Raw genomic sequence first — 17,954 nt, 5'->3', positions numbered from 1 at the left:
CTAGTGCTTCAAGCTTAATTAGTGTTGATTTACAATCGCTGTAATCTCTTCATCAAGATCCAGTCGTATATCTTCACGATAAGCTCGAATATTATATTCACTGTGGAGATAACGCAGAATCGCTTCAATCATGTTGGATTCAACCAAAAATTGACTTCGGCCTTGAATCCAGACTTCAGCGGAGTATCCTGTGTCTTCCTCCCAGCTCAATTCAACGTTAACATCAGTTGGTCGTACACCTTTACGTTCTGCCATGTGAAGGCAGATCGCATTCACGATTTCATCCATGCTCAGAACCATAGGAATTAGTACCGTCCGTTTCTGTTACGGTCATCATCACGATCATCACGGCGATTATAACGTCCGTCTGCCGCTGGTTTACGGTTGGTGAGCTTTCTGAAGAGTGTCATCGCAAGCATAACAATCAACATAATAGCAGCTACGTTTACGAGCAATCCAAGGATGTTACCCAGAGCTCCCATGCCGCCGAACAATCCACCGAACATCAATCCAGCCAAACCACCAAGCATCATACCTTTCATGAATCCGCCGCCACCGCCGAAGAATCCACCACGGTTTGTTGCAGCTGCGCCTGTACCTGAGTTGTTATTGCTGTTCGATTGACTTACATTGTTATTGGAATCCGATTTCTTAGGAGTATTGCTATAACTTTTCGTACCTGATTTGAAACCGCCGCCACGTCTTGCATCGGCTGAATCTGGGTTAACCACACCAACTGTTGCGAACAGTAATGTAAATGCCATGAACACCATCATAAGATGTTTAATACCGAATTTTTTCTTCATTGTAAAGATCGTAACCCCCCGATTAATGTTGTTGGATTTCTCCATAAAATACAGCCTTGCTTAAGTAATACGGTTAACTCGCGGAAACGTTTCAAATTTTGTTTAATTTTCCGAAATGACCGGGATTGGATCCTGAATCGCCGCTTGACCATCTAATAACTGGGTGACCCAATTACACCATTCGAGGCCGGTTTGAGCGTTCATTAAGCCCTTCTGCACGAGAATATAGCTCCCGAACTCTCGACTTCCCACACGTAAATTATCCTGCGGGATGCGAGATTTCAAATCTTCAAAATATCGTATTCGCTCGTTAAACCAGTTTTTACGCTCATTGAGGATGCGTCTCATGCTTCCGTCCTCTGCAATACCGACACACAATATGCGAAGATTGAATTCATCGCGTGTAACGGGCGCAGTGACCGGAGTGATCATCCATCCAAGCAGTTTTTCAATACCTTTGTCCGTGACTGCGTACATTTTCTTGTCCGGTTTGTCAGACTGTTGCACCCAGCGGGAAGATAATAACTCATCGTTTTCCATCTTGGACAGGAGGGGATAGATCTGACTATGCTTAGCCTGCCAGTGTGGCTGAATTTTCAGCATCAGATCATAACCTGACGACTCCTCGCGGGTAAGCAGCCCGAGCAATCCGTAGGAAAGTATGTTCATGCACATGTCTCCTTAATATTAGGGCTGAGCCAGAGAAAACAATACAATTGTATTCTTTGACCGCTTTCATAAAAGTGTACACTGAAACTGTATGGTTTGACAACCTGACAGCTAAACTGCCTTAATTTAGACAAAAAAAGAGTGCGAACCCGGAAGGTTCGCACCCAAAAGCATATGAGAGAGATGTCTACACGCTATACCCATCAGCGACAAGGTCAAGTTTACCCGTATGTGGGTCAATCACCAAGCCGTGGACAGGTGCGTTAGGTGGAAGTAGTGGATGTTTCTTAATCACTTCCACAGTATGTTTTACCCCTTCTTCAACACTGTCAAACCCGCGCAGCCACTTGTTCAGGCGGATGCCAGAGTTTTCAAGTGTAGACAGTACTTCCTCTGATACGCCGCGCTCCAACATATGACCAATCATCGTTTCCGCATGAAGGGAAGCCATACCACATTCCTTATGACCAACTACAACAACTTCATCGGCTCCAAGCTCATAGAGAGCAACAAGAACACTACGCATAACACTACCAAAAGGCTGGGAGATGATCGCGCCTGCATTTTTGATGATCTTTACATCGCCATTTTTCAAGTTCATGGCTTTGGGCAGCAATTCAACCAACCGGGTATCCATACATGTGATGATAACCATTTTTTTGGTTGGGAACTTACCAGCCGTATACTTTTCGTATTCTTTTGACTCGACAAATGTTTTGTTGTGTTCCAGAATCTCTTGAATGTTGTTCATATCCATTGCCTCCTGTGATTAAATACGATGAGCACGGCCAATTACATTACGTGTAGCTTGTCCTAGCGTAAGCCGTATTGCTTCAATCATTACCGTCAGCATCTATCATTATGGCTTCATTTTAGAACCCTAATTCAATTTGCCTCTGTTAAAAGTTGATTATAGCCATTTCAAAAAGTATCATCAATAGGGAAAACTATTAAATTTGGAGAGGTGAGCGTAACAATGGATCAACAAACACTAGAACATTTGGAATCTTTTCGTCTTTTAGTTCGCAAAATCAAAAGTTATCATGAAGCCATTGGATTGCTTCACTGGGATTTACGCACAGGTGCGCCTAAGAAAGGTGTTCCCACACGATCCGAAACTCTGGGTATGTTGTCTACCGAAGCTTTCAAGCTACAAACTTCTGCTGAAATGAAATCATACCTCGATACATTGACTCAGCCTGACGTATTACAACAACTTGAGGATCTTGATCGCCGCCAGGTGGAAGATTGCAAAAAGGAATACGATCGTAGTCAGTCCGTTCCTCCTGAGAAAGTTCAAGCTTACACTGTACTGACAGCTAAATCAGAAACAGCATGGGAAGATGCCAAGCATAACAGCGATTTTGCTGGATTTTCTCCGTATCTCACTGACATTGTTAAACTCAAACAGGAGTTTATTGATTATTGGGGTGTCAAGGATACGCGTTATGATACGTTGCTGGATATGTATGAGCCTGATCTTACAGTGGAGAAGGTCGATGCGGTATTCGCTCGTCTTAAAGACCGCTTAGTTCCTTTACAGGAGAAGATCAATGCTTCGGATCACAAACCTGACACATCCTTCTTGAACCAGTTGTTTGATACAGAACAACAAGAGAAGTTCAGTCTATTTATTTTGGAACAAATGGGATATGACTTTGAAGCGGGTCGCTTGGACGAGAGTGTTCATCCATTTGCTACAGGTCTTAACCCAGGTGATGTGCGGATCACTACGAACTATTTGCAGGATGATGTGGCGAGTGCGGTCTTCAGTTCATTGCATGAAGGTGGACATGCCTTGTATGAACAAAATATTGATGATAGCTTGGCAGGCACACTCCTTGCAGAAGGAACGTCGATGGGGATTCACGAATCTCAGTCCCGCCTTTGGGAGAATATGATTGGCCGCAGTCTTCCGTTCTGGTCACGCTATTACAAGGATTTACAGCAACATTTCCCGCAGCTTAGCGAAGTTGAGCTGGAGGATTTCTACCGCGCAATTAACCGTGTAGAGAGTTCGTTAATTCGGATTGATGCAGATGAGCTGACGTATAACCTGCATATTATTATCCGGTATGAGATTGAGAAAATGCTGTTCAATGAAGGGCTTGAAGTGAAGGATCTACCGGAAACGTGGAATGAAAAGTACAAGGAGTATCTTGGTATTGCACCGCCGAATGATGGTGAAGGCGTGCTTCAGGATGTTCACTGGTCCGGTGGAGATTTCGGTTATTTTGCATCGTATTCTCTCGGCAACATGTATGCGGCACAGATTCTACATACGTTGCGCAAAGAGATGCCCGAATTCGATGCCCATATCGCTGAAGGCAATCTCATTCCAATCAAGGAATGGTTGACGGACAAAATTTATCGTTATGGCAGAACACGTACACCTTCTGAATTAATCATGGCAGTAACAGGAGAAGAATTGAATCCAGATTATTTGGCTGATTATTTGGAAGAGAAATACGCTGAAATATATAAGCTGTAAATCAGGCAACAACCATATTTAATTTGCAAGAGCGGGGCGAACGAGCCTCGCTCTTCTTTTGTGTGCAACTTCTTAACCTTTTGCTGGGCTTCCGCATATTGTTAGTAGAGAAACAATGGAAGCCCAAAAAGGAGGGGAATATGATGAAATACACGCCCTGGTTCATCCGAGCGATCGTTATTTTGCTCATTGTCATCGTTGCACTCACCAGCTGTAACCAAGAAAAAAATGAGTCCAAAATTACAATAGGTGAGGTTACGCGCTCAGTCTTCTATGCACCAGAATATGTTGCTGTGGCTCAAGGTTTTTTTGAAGAACAAGGGCTTGAGGTGGATATTCAAACGACGGCTGGCGGGGATAAAACGATGGCGGCGTTACTTGCTGGCTCTGTTGACATCGCCTTGGTGGGAGCAGAAACGTCCATCTATGTGTACCAGCAGGGTGCTGAGGATCGGGTCATTAACTTTGCACAGCTTACCCAGACCGACGGAACGTTTCTGTTTGCCCGGAATACAGAGGATACCTTTGACTGGGATCAATTAAGAGAGAGCACGTTCTTAGGACAACGAAAAGGCGGTATGCCGCAAATGGCAGGAGAGTTTGCATTAAGCAAACATGGAATCAATGCACATCAGGATCTCGAACTGATTCAAAATGTGGATTTTGCGAATATCGCGTCCGCCTTTGCATCGGGTACGGGAGATTATGTGCAGCTGTTTGAACCACAGGCATCTATTTTTGAGCAAGAGGGACGCGGGAAAGTCGTAGCATCATTCGGAACGGAGAGTGGGAAGCTGCCCTATACCGTGTTCATGACCAAACAAAGCTTTATTAACGATAACCAAGAAGTGGTTCAGAAGTTTACCAATGGGTTGCACAAAGCGCAGCTATGGGTGGATTCTCATACCGCAGAAGAGATTGCTGAGGTCATTCTTCCATTCTTCAAGGATATCGATCCAGCGATCCTGATCAGCAGTGTGAATCGGTATAAGGAACAAGGTACGTATGCGACGGATCCGATTATTGATGAGGATGAGTGGAACAATCTACTGGATGTGATGAGTGCGGCAGGCGAACTGAAGGAACGTGTGGATGGAGAAGTGATTGTGGATAATGCGTTTGCGGAAAAAGCCGCGGCGTCGAAGTAAGAAGGTGTTCAGGAAAGGAAGTGATCGTAAATGCCTGAATCCGAAACGGTAATCCGATTGGAAGGGATCTCGCAAGTGTATGTCAGTGAACGTGAAGCTTCCTTGGTGATTGAGAACCTAAGCCTTCGTGTGAATCAAGGAGAATTTGTCAGCTTAGTCGGCCCAAGTGGATGTGGCAAAACGACCTTATTGTCGATCATCGCCGGGCTGCTTACGCCGACAGCAGGTGAAGTTAGCGTCAAAGGAAGACTGGTTGAAGGCCCGTCTTCCCAAGTAGGTTATATGCTGCAACAGGACTATCTATTCCCCTGGAGAACTATTTTGGACAATGCACTGATTGGACTTGAACTTACAGGCAGACTGGACGACCGAAGTCGAATTCGAACACGTGAACTACTGGCAGATATGGGGCTTGCGGGAACGGAGAATCAGTACCCATCCGAATTGTCTGGTGGCATGCGGCAGAGAGTTGCTCTTATACGCACACTTGCGACTGACCCAGGATTATTGCTGTTGGATGAACCGTTCTCTGCGCTGGATTACCAGACCAAGCTGCAGTTGGAAGATCTGGTATCTGATATTTTGAAGGAGTCAGGGAAAACGGCAGTGCTTGTAACCCATGATCTATCCGAAGCTATTGCTGTAAGTGATCGGATTATTGTGCTTGATCGTAACCCGGGTCGCATACGTAAGGAGTTTGTTGTTCCAGCAGCGATACGGGAGGCTCAGCCTTTTTTTGCTCGGGAGCAGGAAGGATTCAACGAACTTTTTCAAGCTTTATGGAGCGAGCTTGAACAGTCCGGAGGAGGTGAGAATATCGAGTGAATCAGGCAAAACGAAAGCAGGAAAACCGCGAGGTCTGGATGAAAGAGTTATATCAAAACCACATTCAGCAGGTAGCGAGATGGCGTCGTCAGGTGCTTGCGGTACAGTTATCCCTGCTGGTAGGTATGTTTCTTTTATGGGAACTTGCTGGAAGGATGCGTTGGATTGATGTATTGCTGTTTAGTTATCCGAGTAAAATATTCAGTCAAATCGGCAAGGATGTTGCGAGTGGGGAAATCTGGGTGCATGTTGGGGTTACTGTAGGGGAGACGGCAGTCGGTTTTTTGCTGGGGACACTCGTAGGAACATTACTTGCTGTCCTGATCTGGTGGTCTCCTTTTCTCTGCAAGGTGCTTGATCCGTATATGGTTGTGTTCAACAGTATGCCGAAGGTAGCGCTGGGTCCAATTTTTATTGTGATGTTTGGTGCTGGCTTTACAGCCATCGTGATGACGACGTTATCCATTACAGTCATTATTACGACGCTTGTAGTGTACAACAGCTTTAATGAGGTGGATCGTAATTATATTAAAGTAATTCGCACATTTGGTGGGGATCGTACTGAAGTTTTCAAGAAAGTTGTTCTGCCTGCGTCGTTTCCTGCCATCGTGTCTACGCTCAAAGTAAATGTTGGTATGGCATGGGTTGGTGTAATCGTAGGTGAATTTTTGGTTGCAAAACAGGGTCTAGGTTATCTAATTATCTATGGATTCCAGGTGTTTAATTTCACGTTGGTACTCTCCAGCTTATTAATTATTGCTGTTGTCGCCACTGCCATGTACCAACTGGTGGTATATGTTGAACGTAAATTAATAGCAGGACGCAGATCATTATAGTGCCGCTAAAAAAGGATTTTTGGCCTATGAAATGATATGTATACAATTTCACAAGAGGTGTCACGTTGCCCGAACAGACAAAATCAAGTACCATACAATTACGATATTCCGCGCAGTCGGGAATACAGATGACGATTGAAATAGAGAGCCTGATGGTTCCGTCGCATGGATTAGCCAGCGTCCTCTTGGGGGCGCATTGTTATGACCGGCATGCCTGTGCATGTCGGTTGATGTCGTTTGTCATTTCAATCATAACCTTACCATACATCATTCCTTGTTTTTGATATGGAAGAGCAATGGATTGCTGCAAGTTGTGTAATACTAGCATTATCGTTTGTAGCGTTATGCATACCATCGGTGGGATCTGTTGTATCAGAGGATTGAACGCGTACCAGCAGACAAGCGTGCAAAGCGTTGAATTCCGGAGGGAGACGAGCTGGCTATGAATTTTTTTCAGCTTAGAGGAGATGGAATGTTAAATGGGCTTTAGGGTAATAAAAACCGCAATCGCAGCACTAATGGCTGTACTGATTGCGGATTGGTGCGGACTACCTGGTCCGACATCGGCAGGATTGCTTGCCATCCTAGGTGTGGATGTAACCAGAAAAAAAAGTATCCGTACAATATCAGCGCGTTTCTTCGCGTCAGTCGTGGGGCTACTGTTTGCCAGTGTGCTTTTTCATTTTCTCGGTTTTCATTATTGGGTGTTGGCGGTATACATATTAATTGCATTTCCGGTCATTGTTCGAGCCGGGTTTAAAGAAGGCATTGTGACAGGGTCTGTCGTGGTGTTCCGTGTATTCAGCGGTGGAGAAATGGATGTACACATTATCTTGGTGCAAGTCGCGTTGCTATTAATTGGTCTGGGTTCTGCCATGATCGTAAATCTGGCTTATATGCCTGCTGCAGACCCGCAGATGTTACGTATTCGTAAAAGAATCGATGAACTGTTCTCAGTCATTTTCAAAGAATTTGCAGCTACACTGCGTAATCCGAATGAAGTATGGGCAGGTAAAGAGCTTATTGAAGCAGATAAAGCCGTTCTCGGTGGTATTGAAGCAGCGAAGCGCTCACTCGAAAATCAAGTGATCCATCCTAATGAGGAATGGAGCGTATATTTCTACATGCGGAAAACGCAGCTGGATTCGATTCAGCATATGATGCATCTTGTATCTCAGATATATCAGAAGATGCCTCATGCCGAGATGGTCTCAGAGCTGTTCGATCAGCTTAGTCAGGATGTACTGACAGAGTCATACACTGGACGAACCGAAAAACTTCTTGCAGATGTACAAGAAGAATTCAGACGTATGGAGCTGCCAGATACAAGGGAAGAATTCGAGATTCGTTCTGCAATTCTCCAGCTATGCCGCGAACTCGCGCTGTATCTTAAGATCGCGAAGAAGGACAAAGCGCCGTCACCGATTTCGGATCGTTCTCAATCTACAAATGAATAATAGAAAATAGTTGTCACCCTAGACGGATGCCCTGCATACACTTGTAGTGAATGATTGTATGGAGGAGGTTTAAAGATGTCATTGAGTCATAAACATCAATGTAGAGAGATCATCACGAAGGCGATCTGCGGCAAAGGTCGTAAGTTCTCTACCGTAACACATACCGTGACTCCGCCAAATGGTCCGACCAGTATTTTGGGGGCTTGGATTATCAACCACCAATATGAAGCCGTATCAGCGGGAGATGGGATTGAAGTTATTGGTACTTACGATATCAACATTTGGTATTCCTATGACAAAAACTCGCAGACGGATGTAGCCAAAGAAACGGTGTCGTATGTAGAACATGTGCCTCTGTCTTACCTGGATCCAAAGCACCGGGCTTCCACGGTAGAGGTATCTGCGGAATCAACGCAGGAACCAAGTTGTGTGGAAGCCACAGTATCAGCAGGTGGAGGCAGCGTAATTATCCGGGTGGAACGGGAATTCGCTGTTGAACTGGTAGCTGAAACTAAGGTTTGTGTGAAAGTGTGCACGGATGGTTGTGGAGATTATGAGGATAAGGACTACGACTACGGCAGCAGCGATGGAGATTATGATGATCTCGATCCCGATCTGCTGGACGATGAGCTGTAAGTTCATCGTACCTGTTGTTCAACTTTAAGGTATCATATGCGCCGGAAGCGGCAACGAAGAGGGCGTAAGCCCTCTTTTTTTTATTTTATTATGGAAGGCAGAAAGAGATTAGGCGATGTGAGGTAAACGTTGAATGTAATGTACTATTTGATGCGATTAAAATTTTCGTAAAACCAGATGAAGGGAGGGGAAAGGATGAATGTGATGGAGGAAGCGGAGGAGGCAGTAAGGAGATACCAAGGGATGCCCTCTGGTGAACGAATCAGGCGGCTGGAGCAAGTAGGCATTGAAGTGGCTTCATCACAGGAAAAGCTGAGGCTTAAGTCTGGACTGCGCGTTCGTTATGAGGTGGAGGTATGCTGTCTTCAGGCTATTAGAATCAAACGAAGAGATACAAGTGGTATGAACAGTTCGCAGGAAAGTGTGCTTGATCGTGACGCAGCATCAACGCTGTTCAAACGGATTGAAAGACTAGCGGTCAAAACATTGTATACGCTTGGATTAGATCATGGCTCTGTAAGGCTCGAGGCCTCAGGTAAGACTGGCTGTGCGGTAATCTCAATTGATCCCCGGCCATGGAAAGGAATGACGGATCTGACAACACTGTATCGTGCAGGTTGGAACGAGCTTCAGACAACGCTGGATGAAGAACGTCGTCATCAGGTCATTCCGGTGCTTGGGATGGATCCGGAATTCTTGCTTGTACAGATGCCTGAATCCAAAATCGTTCCTGCCTCCCGGTTTCTAGAGCGCTCAGGGCTTGCTGGGTGTGATTCGGTGACAATCGGTGGTCGACGGATCTATCCTGTCGCGGAGTTGCGTCCGTCTCCAAGCGCCGAGCCACGTGAATTGCTCACCCATTTGCTTCGAGCCTTTAACCTAGCCTCACGCAGCATAACGGATCACTCATTGATATGGCAGGCAGGAGGGATGCCACAGCGAGGTCTGCCACTTGGCGGGCATATCCACTTCAGTGGGGTTACGCTAAGCGGTCATTTGTTACGCGCTCTGGATAATTACTTGGCGCTGCCGCTTGCCTTTCTACAGGATCCTCGGGGAGATGGGAGACGCCCGCGCTACGGCGTTCTTGGGGATTTTCGCGTAAAGTCCTACGGTGGATTCGAGTACCGCACACTTCCAAGCTTCTTGGTGTCTCCGTTAGTTGCCAAAGGGGTCGTTGCGCTAGCCCGTCTCATCGCAGGTAACTTTTTGTATCTACGTCAGCGCCCCTTGGCTCAAGCTCCTGTTCACACGGCTTTTTACGAGGGGGATCGGGATGTGATGCAGAGGTATATTCCTACGCTTCTGGATGACCTGACAAGGCTATCCGGATACGACAAGGTAGAACGATACGCAGCGCCTCTCATCCGTCAGTTGAGAGAGGGCAACACATGGGATGAGAGTCGGGATATACGCAAACTCTGGAATATTCGAGCAAGTCATGAAGAATGAATACTTTTTTGTTATAATAAGATTCGATCAGGTTTGGATATAGCTACGGAAGATAGGCAGGCAAGCAACCTGCAGGGAAATGGCGCAAGCCATAACACGAGGCGGAGGCATGATTAGATGCTTTACCGCCTTATTGTTCCTTATAGGGGGCGTTCAAAAATGTGCCAAAAGAACGCGCTGTAAGGATTGATGCTACCCTGACAGTAAAAGCAAACGGATGGAGGATATTCATGGCTCAGTATACGCCAATGATTCAACAATACTTGCAAGTTAAAGCTGAAGCACAGGATGCTTTTCTTTTTTTTAGATTAGGTGATTTCTATGAAATGTTCTTCGATGATGCAATCAATGCAGCTCGTGAGCTTGAAATAACATTAACCGCGCGTAATGGCGGTACAGAAGATAAAATTCCGATGTGTGGCGTACCTTATCATTCGGCTGACAATTACATACAGCGTTTGATTGAAAAAGGATATAAAGTAGCGATCTGTGAACAAATGGAAGATCCGACGGTAACAAAAGGAATGGTTCGCCGTGAGATTGTGCGTGTCATTACTCCTGGTACAGTTATGGAAGGTAAAACCCTCGGAGACAAATCGAATAACTATATGGTTTGTTTAACGGGAAATGCCAATACACTGGCTTTGGCGGCGTGTGACTTGTCCACAGGAGAGTTGTATGTCACATCCGTTCCGTATTCTGCAGAGTGGCTTAAGGACGAGATCGGTATCTACGAACCCTCGGAATTTGTGGGGGATGCTGCCTTGCTCGATGTCGTTGCAGCCCAATCGTCACCGATAGGTCGACCGGTGGTATATACGCCATGGGTGAAGAGCAAGGGAGATCTGGTGCGTCAGCAATTCGGTGAAGCGGTATGGGCTCGGCTGGAGCCAGAGCGCCAAGAATGTATTGCACGCCTCTTCTCTTATCTAAGTGAAACGCAGAAGCGTTCTCTTGGTCAGCTTACTCAAATCTCGACGTATGAGCCAGAACATTACATGATCCTTGATCCGTTCACTAGACGTAATCTGGAGCTGGTTGAAACGGTACGGGAACGATCCAAAAAAGGTTCATTGCTGTGGCTGTTAGATCGAACGGAAACGTCGATGGGTGCACGTATGTTACGTAGATGGGTTGATAAGCCATTGCTGCAAAAAGGCAAAATTAATGAGCGTCTTGAAGCGGTTGATACGCTATATAATCAGTTTATTTTACGTGAAGACCTTCGTGCGGAGCTCAAGGATATCTATGATCTAGAGCGTTTAGTCGGGCGAATTGCATTTGGCAATGCCAACGGACGAGATCTGAATGCACTGAAGCAATCGCTGTACAAAGTACCTCGCTTGCGCCAGCACTGTGCAGATTCATCGTCTGCTACCCTTCAACAAATTGCGCAGGTGATGGACAACTGTGAGGATCTGCGTGATATCATCGGGCAGGCAATTGTGGATGAGCCACCCGTATCCGTGCGAGACGGTGGATTAATTCGAGCAGGATATCATGAACGGCTGGACGAGCTACGAGAAGCTTCTGTGAATGGCAAGCAATGGATTGCGGAATTGGAAGCGAGAGAGCGTGAGGCTACCGGCATTCGTTCACTTAAAATCGGATATAACAAGGTATTTGGCTATTATATTGAAATTACCAAATCGAATCTGGCTGCCCTTCCAGAGGGACGTTATGAGCGGAAACAGACTCTTGCTAATGCGGAGCGTTATATCACGCCAGAATTGAAAGAGAAAGAAACCTTAATCCTTGAAGCACAGGATAAAATGGTTGATATTGAGTATGCTCTATTTACGGAACTTCGAGACAAGCTGAACTTAGAAATTGCCAGATTGCAGAAGCTGGCTGAACAGGTCGCAGAGATTGATGTGTATCAATCGTTTGCAGCGATCAGTGCTGAACGTAGTTTCGTTAAGCCTACAATCACGGATGGATACAATCTTGTTGTTGAGCAAGGGCGACATCCTGTGGTTGAGGCTGTTATGCGAGATGGGGCGTTTATCGCCAATCAAACTGCAATGAAGAAGGATGAAGCTCGGATTCTGTTAATCACTGGCCCTAATATGGCTGGTAAGAGTACGTATATGAGACAGGTGGCACTCATATCGATTCTAGCGCAGATTGGTTGCTTCGTTCCTGCTGGACAGGCAGAAGTACCGATTATGGATCGGATTTTCACTCGAATTGGTGCTGCCGATGATCTGATCGGTGGTCAGAGTACGTTCATGGTGGAAATGGCTGATATTCAGGTTATGACCGAAAAAGCTACACCACGGAGTTTGATTATTATTGACGAGTTGGGACGAGGCACATCCACGAGCGAAGGTATGGCCATTGCCCAATCCGTTATTGAATATGTACATGACGTGATTGGATGTAAGGCACTTGTGTCAACACACTTCCATGAACTTGCTCATCTGGAGGAGAGTTTAGGCAAGCTGGCGAACTACTCCATGGCTGTTCAAGAAAGTGGCGACAAAGTCAATTTCTTGCGTAAGCTCATTGCTGGTGCGGCAAGCAGCAGCTACGGAATCTATTGCGCACGTTTGGCAGGATTGCCGGATAGCATTATCGAGCGAGCCAATGGATTGCTTCATGGGTTCGAGCATGCTGCCGCCCAGGTGGCCGTAGGGAGTGAGACTGTAGTCAAGCTCAGTGAGCGTGAAGTTTTCTCCAGGGAGGACACATCACTGATCGATGCTTCTTCGATCATCCGTGAGGAAAACGTATCTTTGGAGCCAAACGAACCTATCGAGCAGTCTAATCAACGAACCGAGCAGGAGATCAGAAAAGGCAATAAGGGGCAATCTAGTCATAAGTCTCCTGAAGTTGTGCAACTGTCTATTTTCGGGGACGAAGAACCGAGTGCAACTCAGGCTCCAGTTATCCAGGAGATGGATCAATCGACGAAGGAATTCATTCACCATATGAAAGACATTGATGTGATGAATATGACACCACTTCAGGCAATGCAAGTATTGAATGAACTCAAATTAAAGGCGCAGCAGTTATCCTGAGAATACGGGAGGGGAGAAACCTGTGGCGAAAATACATGTACTAGACGAACATATTGCCAACCAGATAGCAGCAGGTGAGGTTGTTGAGCGCCCTGCATCTGTGGTGAAAGAGTTGCTAGAGAATGCGGTGGATGCTGGAGCTACCAAAATTGAGGTTGCAGTAGAGGAAGGTGGACTTCTTAGCATTCGCGTCAAGGATAATGGGTCAGGCATAGAACCTGATGATCTAGAGACTGCCTTTTACCGTCATGCTACGAGCAAAATTACCCATGGGCGTGATCTATTTCAGATTACCAGCCTAGGGTTCCGCGGCGAGGCTTTACCAAGTATAGCGGCAGTTTCTAAGGTTGATGTATTGACAGCCAGTGGGGATGACGGTCGAGGACGGCGCATCATCATTGAGGGTGGTAAGCTTACTTCACATGAGGATGCGACATCACCACAAGGCACGGAGTTTATTGTGAAGGAGTTATTTTATAACACACCGGCGAGATTAAAATATATGAAAACCATTCAGACTGAATTGGGGCATATTTCAGACGTGTTATATCGTATGGCGATGTCTCATCCTCATATCTCATTTACACTGCGGCATAATGCCAACGTGTTGTTGCAAACGTTAGGTAATGGGGATCTGCTGCAGGTCGTTGCCGCCATCTATGGAACGAGTGCAGCCAAGGCGATGTTACCGATTGAAGGTGAGAATCTAGACTATCGCATGAGTGGATTAATCAGTCTGCCGGAGTGGACTCGTGCTAATCGTGGTGGGATGTCAACGATAGTGAATGGTCGCTTTATTCGAAATTATGGTCTCAATCAGGCGATTCTTAAGGCCTACCATACCTTACTACCCATTAATCGTTTCCCACTCGTCGTTATTCAACTTGAGATGCATCCATCACTAGTGGATGTGAACGTGCATCCAGCGAAGCTTGAGGTACGCTTCAGCAAAGAAGCTGAGTTATACGAATTTGTGGAAGCGACGGTGCGTGGTATATTGCGACAGGAAGTTCTTATTCCCCAGGTCAAGAAGCAACAGATCAGACGTGGAGATGATAGCTCATTTATTCAGGAACAGTTCCTTTTTCCAAGAGGGCCGGTTAAGGAATATGGAGATTCTGAAGGGCATAAAGGACAACCAACCGCAGGTGATGCACCAGAAAACGAATTGAAGCATGGATCAGGCAAAGGATCGGAGATCGGTTCAAAGCATATCTCGGGGTCAATCCTTCCTTCAGAGGAGGATGATCTAGATGCTCCTGCTGATGTTCAACCTGGCGAGGCTACTGAACTCGTAAATCAGTTGGCACCATTGCCTGAGGCACCACCTGAACATGAAGCTTCATATGATCCATTTGCTTCGTTGAGTCCGAAACGTGCTAATTCACAACCGTTACAACATGATAAATCATCTGTGAATCAACATCGCTCTACAGATTATTCTGTTAGAGAATCACGTTCATCCTACAGTCCAAGTAACACTGCAAAGGGAGAACGGAGCTGGAAGGGCTCCAGTCTGCCGGATACGGCGAAACTGGCGTCTGCCATCCAATCCAATGCGTCGATGCCTGCATTCCCCGATCTTAGTCTGATTGGACAGCATCATGGCACGTATCTCATTGCGCAGAACGAAGATGGACTCTATCTGATCGATCAACACGCTGCACATGAACGAGTGAATTACGAGTATTATTATGAGAAATTTGGCAATCCAGCAACAGCTTCACAGGAGTTGTTGTTACCAATAACACTTGAGTTTACGCCATCGGAGACGGAAAAGCTGAAAACAAGATTAGCCTGGTTTGAACAGGCAGGTGTTTATTTAGAGCACTTTGGCGGACAGACTTTTCGAGTACGCTCGCATCCTTTTTGGTTTCCTAAAGGGGATGAGAAGGACATCATTGAGGAAATGTCTGAATGGGTGCTTAGTGAGCGAAGCATTGATGTGGCGAAAATGAGAGAAGCTGCTTCAATTATGTGTTCGTGTAAGGCTTCCATTAAGGCGAATCAAAAGCTGACCAATCAGGAAGCGGAAGTCTTGATTCAGCGGTTGGGTTCGTGCAGGCAACCTTACACTTGTCCACATGGTAGACCGATTGTAGTTTCATTTTCAACTTATGATCTGGAAAAGCTATTTAAACGGGTGATGTAATCATTTAGGAGGAAGTTATGTATATTACAACCGGTGACACGGAGGCCACTTCTCTCGTGGAACGGGCACGAAAGCTTGCACAATCAACAGGCGGAACTTACGTGCCACGCAACAGAACATCGTTGACAAGAATGCTAGAACGGTACGGAGTCAATGAGATTCTTGTTGTATTGAAAGGTAGAGCGCGTTTATTTCGCAAGGACGCACCCCAACTGGAATTTCATCCAAGTATGGGGTTTGTTCGTGCGAAGCGTGTGCTTAGAGGAGAGCCTGATCCTATGCTAGACGCTGGTTTAGTATGTGAAGGAGATACCATCCTAGACTGCACAGCAGGCTTAGGTACGGATGCGATGGTTTTCTCTGTTGCTGCTGGCAAAAGTGGACGTGTGATTGCATGCGAAAGCTCACCAGCCCTTTACGCATTGTTAGTGGAAGGGATGTCTCATTATGAGAGTAACCAGCCTGCAGTAGATGAAGCATTCAGACGTATTGAGCTCCATCATGCCAATCATCTGGATTTACTGCGGTCACTGCCTGACCGAAGCTGTGATACGATTTACTTTGATCCGATGTTTCGTGAGCCAATGATGGACTCCAGTGCCATCCAGCCTCTTCGAGAGTATGCAAACGCAAATGCTTTAGCGGAAGAGAGTATTGTTGAAGCGAAGCGAGTGGCACGTAAGCGGATCGTTATGAAGGAAAAGCGCGGCAGCGTGGAGTTTACGAGGCTTGGATTCGAGGTGCTGGATCGAGCGAATGCAAAAACACTGTACGGAGTGATTAATGTTGAAAGTGGAAACTAAGCCGAAATTGCTTGTATTGGTTGGACCAACAGCAGTAGGCAAAACAAGAATGAGCATTGAGCTTGCCAAAGCGTTTCATTGTGAGATTATTTCGGGAGATTCCATGCAGGTATATCGCGAAATGGATATTGGCACGGCTAAAATTACACGAGATGAGATGGAGGGTATCCCTCATCATTTGATTGATATACATGAACCGGAATATCCGTACTCCGTGGCGGAGTTTCAGGAGAGCGCTACACGTTTAATTGGAGAAATTCAAGAACGTGGTAAACTTCCGTTCATTGTAGGCGGAACCGGGCTATATGTGGAATCGGTATGTTATGGTTTTCAGTTCTCGGATAGCGGCTCCGACGAAGCGTTTCGCGAAGAGCAATTTCGTTATGCGGAGCAACATGGAGCTCAGGCGCTTCACGATAAACTAAGAGCAGTCGATCCTGTGAGTGCAGATCGTTTGCACATAAATGACCAGCGAAGAATCGTGCGGGCGTTGGAAATCCATCATTTAACGGGTGAGAAATGGTCAGATCAACTTGCAGCTCAAAAGAAAGAGTCTCCATACGACCTAAGCATCATTGGACTCACGATGGATCGTGCGAAGCTGTACAGCCGTGTGGAGGAACGAATCGACCTGATGATCGAGCAGGGCTTAGTCGATGAAGTGAAATCCTTGTTAGATCGTGGTGTTGCCAGAGGGCATATTTCCATGCAAGGGCTTGGTTATAAGGAAATTGCTGCATATCTGCAAGGGGAAGTGAACTGGGAAGCAGCGGTGGAATGGTTGAAAAGGGACACACGTCGATTCGCTAAACGTCAATTGTCCTGGTTCCGTCACATGAAAGATATCGAGTGGGTCGATGTGACAGATACTGAACATTTTGCAGGTAATCTTGAGCAAGTGTCTGGATTAATTAAGCAGAGATTTAGTTGATTTATAACGGAATACTCAGTGTTACAACTTTTGAACCTCTCTCTTTTGAATAAAAAGAGGGAGGTTTATTATTTTCGCAGAATCAGCATGCAACCCATTCGAGAGAAGAACAGAGGGATCGAGAAGAAAAGCGTTAACAAACGGAGGATTTGTCCCTCTTTTGCAAAACTGGTGAGCGGTGTATAATGGATAAGTCTTCTAGTTATTAATTTGCTTGTAACAAGGTGCAAAATAGCAGACAAGGGGTTTTTGTGGATTATATGAAACTGTTCATGATATAATAGCACGAAAGCTACTCAGCGATATTGAATATTACTTAATCACGAATTCAAATGAACCAATGGGGGTACGGCTAATGAACAAGTCCATCAACATCCAAGATACGTTCTTGAACCAACTGCGGAAAGAAAACATTCCTGCTACGGTCTATCTGACCAACGGCTTCCAAATCCGCGGAACGATCAAGGCATTTGACAATTTTACGATCGTCATTGACAGCGACGGACGCCAGCAAATGGTCTACAAGCACGCCATCTCCACGTTCACGCCGCAACGCAGCGTATCGCTGATGCAGCAAGACAACAACGGCGAAGCTTAAAAAATTACGAAACCTTTTTATCAACCATTTCGTCTACATGTATAGGAATTGAAGCAGAGCAACCTGAATAAGGGTTGTTCTTTTCATTCCGGGCAAAATAAGTTTAATATAAGCTTAGCCAACAGAC

Annotated in this window: 16 protein-coding genes; 12 read left to right on the top strand and 4 right to left on the bottom strand. The window is 45.9% G+C overall.

Annotated elements, in window-relative coordinates; genetic code table 11:
- Positions 1-18: 18 nt before the first annotated feature.
- From V6W81_RS17605 to V6W81_RS17590, 4 genes are all read right to left on the bottom strand, one after another.
- The gene (locus V6W81_RS17605) at positions 19-300 is read right to left on the bottom strand and encodes a YxcD family protein (protein WP_338539912.1); all 282 of its coding nucleotides are present in this window, start codon (positions 298-300) and stop codon (positions 19-21) included.
- A gap of 5 nt (positions 301-305) precedes the next feature.
- Positions 306-806: a hypothetical protein gene (locus V6W81_RS17600; RefSeq protein WP_145047260.1), complete on the bottom strand. Its 501-nt coding sequence runs from the start codon at positions 804-806 to the stop codon at positions 306-308.
- A gap of 102 nt (positions 807-908) precedes the next feature.
- The gene (locus V6W81_RS17595) at positions 909-1,475 is read right to left on the bottom strand and encodes a PadR family transcriptional regulator (protein WP_056689898.1); all 567 of its coding nucleotides are present in this window, start codon (positions 1,473-1,475) and stop codon (positions 909-911) included.
- A gap of 187 nt (positions 1,476-1,662) precedes the next feature.
- Complete coding sequence (locus V6W81_RS17590) at positions 1,663-2,226, bottom strand: beta-class carbonic anhydrase (protein WP_128101709.1); 564 nt, start codon at positions 2,224-2,226, stop codon at positions 1,663-1,665.
- A gap of 225 nt (positions 2,227-2,451) precedes the next feature.
- On the opposite strand from V6W81_RS17590, the gene V6W81_RS17585 reads away from it, so the two are divergent.
- From V6W81_RS17585 to hfq, 12 genes are all read left to right on the top strand, one after another.
- The gene (locus V6W81_RS17585) at positions 2,452-3,966 is read left to right on the top strand and encodes a carboxypeptidase M32 (protein ID WP_338539911.1); all 1,515 of its coding nucleotides are present in this window, start codon (positions 2,452-2,454) and stop codon (positions 3,964-3,966) included.
- 143 nt (positions 3,967-4,109) lie between these two features.
- On the top strand, positions 4,110-5,114 hold the full coding sequence (locus V6W81_RS17580; protein WP_338544023.1) for an ABC transporter substrate-binding protein: 1,005 nt from the start codon (positions 4,110-4,112) through the stop codon (positions 5,112-5,114).
- A gap of 30 nt (positions 5,115-5,144) precedes the next feature.
- Positions 5,145-5,939 carry an ABC transporter ATP-binding protein gene (locus V6W81_RS17575; RefSeq protein ID WP_338539910.1) on the top strand — a complete coding sequence of 265 codons (795 nt, stop codon included), beginning with the start codon at positions 5,145-5,147 and terminating at the stop codon, positions 5,937-5,939.
- 38 nt (positions 5,940-5,977) lie between these two features.
- The gene (locus V6W81_RS17570) at positions 5,978-6,775 is read left to right on the top strand and encodes an ABC transporter permease (protein WP_145047507.1); all 798 of its coding nucleotides are present in this window, start codon (positions 5,978-5,980) and stop codon (positions 6,773-6,775) included.
- A gap of 479 nt (positions 6,776-7,254) precedes the next feature.
- Entirely contained in the window at positions 7,255-8,232 is a 978-nt protein-coding gene (locus V6W81_RS17565; protein WP_145047254.1) for an aromatic acid exporter family protein, read from the top strand.
- A gap of 75 nt (positions 8,233-8,307) precedes the next feature.
- Entirely contained in the window at positions 8,308-8,868 is a 561-nt protein-coding gene (locus V6W81_RS17560; RefSeq protein WP_145411226.1) for an outer spore coat protein CotE, read from the top strand.
- A 195-nt stretch (positions 8,869-9,063) separates the two neighbouring features.
- Positions 9,064-10,320 carry a putative amidoligase domain-containing protein gene (locus V6W81_RS17555; protein WP_338539909.1) on the top strand — a complete coding sequence of 419 codons (1,257 nt, stop codon included), beginning with the start codon at positions 9,064-9,066 and terminating at the stop codon, positions 10,318-10,320.
- Positions 10,321-10,550: 230 nt separating this feature from the next.
- Positions 10,551-13,343, top strand: coding sequence for a DNA mismatch repair protein MutS (gene mutS / locus V6W81_RS17550; protein WP_338544021.1), 2,793 nt, complete (start codon positions 10,551-10,553; stop codon positions 13,341-13,343).
- Positions 13,344-13,365: 22 nt separating this feature from the next.
- Positions 13,366-15,495 (top strand): DNA mismatch repair endonuclease MutL, encoded by a 2,130-nt coding sequence (mutL, locus tag V6W81_RS17545; protein ID WP_338539908.1) that lies wholly within the window; start codon positions 13,366-13,368, stop codon positions 15,493-15,495.
- A gap of 17 nt (positions 15,496-15,512) precedes the next feature.
- Positions 15,513-16,298 (top strand): class I SAM-dependent methyltransferase, encoded by a 786-nt coding sequence (locus V6W81_RS17540; RefSeq protein ID WP_145047246.1) that lies wholly within the window; start codon positions 15,513-15,515, stop codon positions 16,296-16,298.
- Entirely contained in the window at positions 16,279-17,229 is a 951-nt protein-coding gene (gene miaA, locus V6W81_RS17535) for a tRNA (adenosine(37)-N6)-dimethylallyltransferase MiaA (RefSeq protein ID WP_430700889.1), read from the top strand. Before V6W81_RS17540 ends, miaA begins: the two co-directional genes overlap by 20 nt.
- Positions 17,230-17,584: 355 nt before the next feature.
- Positions 17,585-17,827: an RNA chaperone Hfq gene (hfq, locus tag V6W81_RS17530; protein WP_056689929.1), complete on the top strand. Its 243-nt coding sequence runs from the start codon at positions 17,585-17,587 to the stop codon at positions 17,825-17,827.
- The last annotated feature ends 127 nt before the right edge of the window (positions 17,828-17,954 follow it).

Origin of the sequence: Paenibacillus tundrae (genome assembly GCF_036884255.1) — a bacterium.
In the GTDB taxonomy this organism is placed as follows: domain Bacteria; phylum Bacillota; class Bacilli; order Paenibacillales; family Paenibacillaceae; genus Paenibacillus.
Note: the sequence above shows the minus strand (reverse complement) of the source record. Positions and strands in the feature narration are given on the sequence as shown.

Coding starts and splice junctions, on each gene's coding strand:
- V6W81_RS17540 (WP_145047246.1), top strand. CDS start 15,513: ATGTATATTACAACCGGTGACACGGAGGCCACTTCTCTCGTGGAACGG.
- miaA (WP_430700889.1), top strand. CDS start 16,279: ATGTTGAAAGTGGAAACTAAGCCGAAATTGCTTGTATTGGTTGGACCA.
- V6W81_RS17585 (WP_338539911.1), top strand. CDS start 2,452: ATGGATCAACAAACACTAGAACATTTGGAATCTTTTCGTCTTTTAGTT.
- V6W81_RS17595 (WP_056689898.1), bottom strand. CDS start 1,475: ATGAACATACTTTCCTACGGATTGCTCGGGCTGCTTACCCGCGAGGAG.
- V6W81_RS17605 (WP_338539912.1), bottom strand. CDS start 300: ATGGTTCTGAGCATGGATGAAATCGTGAATGCGATCTGCCTTCACATG.
- hfq (WP_056689929.1), top strand. CDS start 17,585: ATGAACAAGTCCATCAACATCCAAGATACGTTCTTGAACCAACTGCGG.
- mutS (WP_338544021.1), top strand. CDS start 10,551: ATGGCTCAGTATACGCCAATGATTCAACAATACTTGCAAGTTAAAGCT.
- V6W81_RS17565 (WP_145047254.1), top strand. CDS start 7,255: ATGGGCTTTAGGGTAATAAAAACCGCAATCGCAGCACTAATGGCTGTA.
- V6W81_RS17575 (WP_338539910.1), top strand. CDS start 5,145: ATGCCTGAATCCGAAACGGTAATCCGATTGGAAGGGATCTCGCAAGTG.
- V6W81_RS17560 (WP_145411226.1), top strand. CDS start 8,308: ATGTCATTGAGTCATAAACATCAATGTAGAGAGATCATCACGAAGGCG.
- V6W81_RS17590 (WP_128101709.1), bottom strand. CDS start 2,226: ATGAACAACATTCAAGAGATTCTGGAACACAACAAAACATTTGTCGAG.
- V6W81_RS17555 (WP_338539909.1), top strand. CDS start 9,064: ATGAATGTGATGGAGGAAGCGGAGGAGGCAGTAAGGAGATACCAAGGG.
- V6W81_RS17600 (WP_145047260.1), bottom strand. CDS start 806: ATGAAGAAAAAATTCGGTATTAAACATCTTATGATGGTGTTCATGGCA.
- V6W81_RS17580 (WP_338544023.1), top strand. CDS start 4,110: ATGAAATACACGCCCTGGTTCATCCGAGCGATCGTTATTTTGCTCATT.
- V6W81_RS17570 (WP_145047507.1), top strand. CDS start 5,978: ATGAAAGAGTTATATCAAAACCACATTCAGCAGGTAGCGAGATGGCGT.